Origin of the sequence: Streptomyces tendae, assembly GCF_014650435.1 — a bacterium.
Classification (GTDB): Bacteria; Actinomycetota; Actinomycetes; order Streptomycetales; family Streptomycetaceae; genus Streptomyces; species Streptomyces tendae.
Genome location: NZ_BMUY01000046.1, coordinates 1 through 5,372, shown reverse-complemented (window position 1 = coordinate 5,372; position 5,372 = coordinate 1). Strand labels below are relative to the sequence as shown.

Genomic DNA, 5,372 nt, shown 5'->3' with positions numbered 1-5,372 from the left:
TGCGGTCGGCTGCATCGCATGCCAGTACCTCTACGGATGCGCCCTGGTGGGTGAGTTCGTCGCGGAGTGTGTCCATGCCGTCGGCGGCGAGCCCGCGTCGGCTGAGCAGTACCAGCTCGCGCACCCCGTGCACCGACACCAAGTGCCGGGCGACGACACGACCCAGTGCACCAGACGCCCCGGTGACCAGCACCGGACCGTCCCCGAACGCCGGGACACCGGAGACCGCAGCCTGGGCCCGCAACAGTCGTGGGACGTGTACGGCACCGTCCCGTAGGGCCCACTGCGGTTCATCGCAGGCCAGTCCGGCGGACAGCTCCCGCGCACCGGCACCCGCCGGGAGGTCCGCCAGCACGAACCGTCCGGGGTGTTCGGCCTGTGCCGCGCGGACCAGACCCCATACCGGCGCGATGCGCACGTCTACCGGTTCATCCGCCGATGCGGCCACGGCACCCCGGGTCACCACGACCAGCCGTGAGGACGCCAGCCGCTCGTCAGCAACCCACCGCTGCAGCACACTCAGCACACCGGTGAGCCGGTCCCGTACGGCATCCGGCACCGGGGCACCCTCCACTGCCGGGCACTCCAACACCACCGTGCCGGGAAGGTCCTGCGACGACGCGACCAACGCCTCCACATCCGCGAACACCAGTCCCTCCTCGGCCAGAGTCGAGTCCCCGAGAACCGCCCAAGAGAGGGCTCCGGCCTCGGCCTCGGCCGAGCCACCGTCGGCGGCGGAAACCCACTCGACCTCGAACAACGAGTCGGCGCCGACCCCCGTAGCAGCCGGTCCCATCGCCGCGATCACCTGCTCGCGCGACACCTCCCGCACGTTCAATGACTCGACGGAGGCCACCGGCGCTCCCGTCGGGTCCGCCGCGGTCACGGAGAAGCTGTCGGGGCCGGTCGGTACGATCCGTACCCGCAGCGCGGTGGCACCGACCGCGTGCAGGGTGACTCCCGTCCAGGCGAACGGCAGCCGGGTGGCGCCGTCGGCGACGAGGGAGGTCAGGCCGATCGGGTGGAGGGCGGCGTCGAGGAGAGCCGGGTGCAGGCCGAACCCGCCGACGCCGGACGCCTGCTGTTCGGGCAGCGCGACCTCGGCGAAGAGTTCCTCTCCGCGTCGCCAGGCGCGCAGCAGGCCCTGGAAGGCGGGGCCGTACTCGTAACCGCGGTCCGCAAGGTTCTCGTAGAAGCCTTCGACGCCCACCGGTTCGGCGGCGCGCGGGGGCCAGGCGGTGAAGTCGTCCGAGTGGGCCAGGGCGGGTGTGCCCGGAGTGAGGAGGCCGGTGGCGTGGCGGGTCCAGCCGGTATCGGCGCTCCGGGGGTGCCGCGGGTCGGGCTGCGGCCGTGAGTACACGTGGACGGGTCGCGCCCCGCGCTCGTCGGGTGCGCCGACGGTGACCTGGACCTGCACCGCGGCCTCGGGCGGCAGGACCAGCGGTGCTTCGAGGGTGAGGTCGTCGACGCGACCGCAGCCGACCTCGTCACCGGCGCGCAGCGCCAGCTCCACCAGGGCCGCACCCGGCACGAGCGTCGCCCCGCCCACGGTGTGGTCGGCCAGCCAGGGCTGGGCCGCCGGGGACAGCTGACCGGTGAGCAGGACGCCGTCGCCCTCGGCGAGGGCAACGGACGCGCCGAGCAGCGGATGGTGGGCGGCGCCGAGTCCGACCGCACTCATGTCGCCGGTGCCGGCGGGGACGTCGAGCCAGTACCGCTGCCGCTGGAAGGCGTAGGTGGGCAGGTCCACCCGTTGCGCGCCGAGCCCTTCGAGGACGGCCGCCCAGTCGACGGACGTACCGGCCGCGTGCAGCCGGGACACGGCCGTGAGCAGAGCCTTCTCCTCCGGTTCGGCGCGGCGGAGCAAGGAGACGACGACGTCCGATCCCAAGGGGGCGACCACGGCGGCCCCACCGTCACCCTCCGGACCCGCCGACCCGTCCGGTCCGTCCATCACGTCCAGGGTCTGCTGGATCACCGGCAGCAGTGTCGCCGACGGGCCGACTTCGACCCAGCGACCGACGCCCTGCGCGTGGAGGGCGGTCACGGCGTCGGCGAATCGGACGGTGGCGCGGACGTGGGTGACCCAGTAGTCGGCCGTCCGCATCTCCTCCGGGTCGGTGGCGCCGGTGACGGTCGACACGATCGGGATGCCCGGCTCGTGGAAGGTGACCCGCGCCAGGGTGCGCCGGAACTCGTCGAGCATCGGCTCCATCAGCGGCGAGTGGAAGGCGTGGCTGACCCGGAGCCGCTTCGTGCGGCGGCCGCGTTCCGTGAGGAGAGCGACGATCTCCCGTACGGCCGTGTCCGCGCCGGAGAGGACGACCGCGCCAGGCGCGTTGACGGCGGCCAGGCCGACCTCGTGCTCGTGTCCGACGAGCAGTGGCAGGACTTCGTCGGGGCCGGCCTCGACGGCGACCATGGTGCCGCCGGACGGAAGTCGCTGCATGAGCCCGGCGCGCGCGGCGACCAGCGTGCAGGCGTCCTCCAGGGAGAGGACCCCGGAGACATGGGCAGCGGCGATCTCGCCGATGGAGTGCCCGGCCAGTAGGTCGGGCCGTATGCCCCACGACTCAAGGAGCCGGAAGAGGGCGACCTCCAGGGCGAAGACGGCGGGCTGGGTACAGCCGGTGGTGTCGAGCGCCTCGGCCTGCGTGGTGCCCGGCGCGGTGAGCATCACCTCGCGCAGCGGCCGTTCGAGCAGCGGGTCGAGTACGGCGCACACCGCGTCGAGGGCCTGCCTGAACCGTGGGAACCGGCCGTGGAGTTCGCGCCCCATGCCGGCCCACTGCGAACCCTGCCCGGAGAACAGGAACGCCGTCGCACCCGGCGTCGCCATGCCCGTCACGCCGTCGGCCGCGCTCTCGGGTCCTTCGGCGAACCGTGCGAGGGCGTCGATGAGTTCGGCGCGGTCGGTGCCGAGCGCGATGAAACGGTGGGGGAGCGCGGTACGGGTGGTGCCGAGCGAGAACGCGACGTCGGAGGCGGTGAGGTCGGGGCGGGCGAGCAGGTGCGCGTGCAGCCGGGCCGCCTGGGCCCGCACCGCGTCGGCGCCGCGCGCGGATACCGGCCAGGGGAGCAGGGCAGGGCGGACGATGGGCGTCCTGTCGCTGTCCGCCTCGGAGTCCGAGTGCGCCTCGGGATCGGTGTCGGCCGGCTCGGCCGGCTCGGAGGGCTGCTCGATGATCACATGGGCGTTGGTGCCGCTGACGCCGAACGACGACACCGCTGCCCGCCGCGGCCGATCCGTGTCCGGCCAGGTGGACTGTTGGGTGAGCAGTCGTACCGCACCCGCTGTCCAGTCGATGTGCGGGGAGGGTTCGTCTGCGTGGAGGGTGCGTGGCAGGACGCCTTCGCGTAGCGCCATGACCATTTTGATTACACCGCCGACACCGGCTGCCGCCTGGGCGTGCCCGATGTTGGACTTCAACGAGCCCAGCCACAGCGGGTGTTCGGCAGGACGTTCCTGCCCGTAGGTCGCCTGGAGCGCCTGTACCTCGATCGGGTCACCCAGCGATGTACCGGTGCCGTGCCCCTCCACAGCGTCGATGTCGGTCGGACCAAGTCCCGCGGTGGCGAGGGCCTGCCGGATCACCCGCTGCTGGGACGGCCCGTTGGGTGCCGTCAGACCATTCGACGCGCCGTCCTGGTTGACCGCGCTGCCCCGCACCACCGCCAGCACCCGGTGGCCCAGCCGCTCCGCATCCGACAGCCGCTCCACCAGCAGCATGCCCGCGCCCTCGGCCCACCCGGTGCCGTCCGCTCCCGCGCCGAAGGCCTTGCACCGACCATCGGGCGCCAGCCCCCGCTGCCGACTGAACTCGACGAACGTGTCCGGCGTCGCCATCACCGTGACACCGCCCGCGAGGGCCAGGCTGCACTCCGCCTGACGCAGTGCCTGGATGGCGAGGTGCAGCGCGACGAGGGAGGACGAGCAGGCGGTGTCGACGGTGACCGCCGGGCCCTCGAGGCCGAGGGTGTAGGCGATGCGGCCGGTCGCGATGCTGCCGGCGCTGCCGTTGCCGACGTACCCTTCGACGTCCTCGGGTACGGTTCCCGCGCCGAGCCGGGCGCCGTAGTCGTGGTACATGACGCCCGCGAAGACGCCTGTCCGGCTGCCGCGCAGGGTGGCCGGGTCGATGCCCGCGCGCTCGAACGCCTCCCATGACGTCTCCAGCAGCAGCCGCTGCTGCGGATCCATCGCCAACGCCTCACGGGGTGAAATCCCGAAGAACGCCGGGTCGAACTCGGCCGCGTTCCGCAGAAAACCGCCCTCACGGGAGTACGTCTTGCCGGTGCTCGACGGGTCCGGGTCGTAGAGGGCGTCGACGTCCCAGCCGCGGTCGCCGGGCATCGCGTCGATCGCGTCGCGGGCCTCGGCGACCAGCTCCCACAGGTCCTCCGGAGACTCGACACCACCCGGGTAGCGGCACGCCATCCCGACGATCGCGATGGGTTCGTGCCGGGCGGCCTCGGCTTGGCCGAGACGGCGCCGGGTCTCGGCCAGGTCGGTCGTCACCCGCTTGAGGTAGTCGCGCAGCTTCTGCTCGTTGGACATCAGTCAGTCACCATTCGAGTCGTCGTCGGAGACGATCGGGCTGGAGGGGGTACGGCGTTCAGCCGAGTTCGTTGTCGATGAAGGCGAAGATCTCGTCGTCCGTCGCCGCGTCGATCTTGTCGGCGACCCGCGCGGCCTCCACCGGCCCCGCCGCCTCGTCGAAGCGGGCGAGCAGGGCGGTGAGGCGCCGCTGGATGTCGGCGCTCTTCTCGTCGGTCGGGTCGACGTCGGTCAGCATCTGCTCGATCCGGTCGAGTTCGCCGAGCAGGCCCTCCGGGCCCGCCGCCGGCAGGTCCGGGATCTGCGTGCGCAGATGACGGGCCAGGTCGGCGGAGGTCGGATGGTCGAAGACGACCGTGGCGGCCGGCTTCAGACCGGTGGCCGCGTGAAGCCGGTTGCGCAGTTCCACCGCCGTGAGCGAGTCGAACCCGAGGTCCTTGAAGGCACGCTCCGGCTCGATCGTCCCGGCGGAACGGTGTCCCAGCACCCCGGCGACCTCCGTACGCACGAGGTCCAGCAAATGCGCCGCCCGTCGGCTCTCGCTCATCGCCGCCAGCCGCTCGACCAGCCCGCCGCCTGAGCCCGCGGCCGCTCCGGCCGCCGCCTGCCGCCTCGTCCTGACGGGCACCAGCGCGCGCAGCACCGCGGGCACAGCCTGGGAACGACCTTGCAGAGCAGCGAGGTTGAGTCGTACCGGTACGAGGAGGCTCGGGGTGGCCTCGCCGAGTGCTCGGTCGAGCAGGGCGAGGCCCTCGGTCTCGCTCAGTGGTTCCGCGCCGAGTCGTGCGATCCGGTGTCGGTCGGATTCAGCGAG

1 protein-coding gene and 1 pseudogene are annotated in these 5,372 nt (G+C 72.6%); both read right to left on the bottom strand.

Translation table 11 applies throughout. From position 1 onward, the window contains the following. Window positions 1-4,552 (bottom strand): annotated as a pseudogene (locus IE258_RS40310) (beta-ketoacyl synthase N-terminal-like domain-containing protein); the annotation flags it as partial. 64 nt (window positions 4,553-4,616) lie between these two features. After that, window positions 4,617-5,372, bottom strand: a 756-nt coding sequence (locus tag IE258_RS40305; protein WP_229892763.1) for a phosphopantetheine-binding protein, incomplete at its 5' end; no start/stop codon positions are given.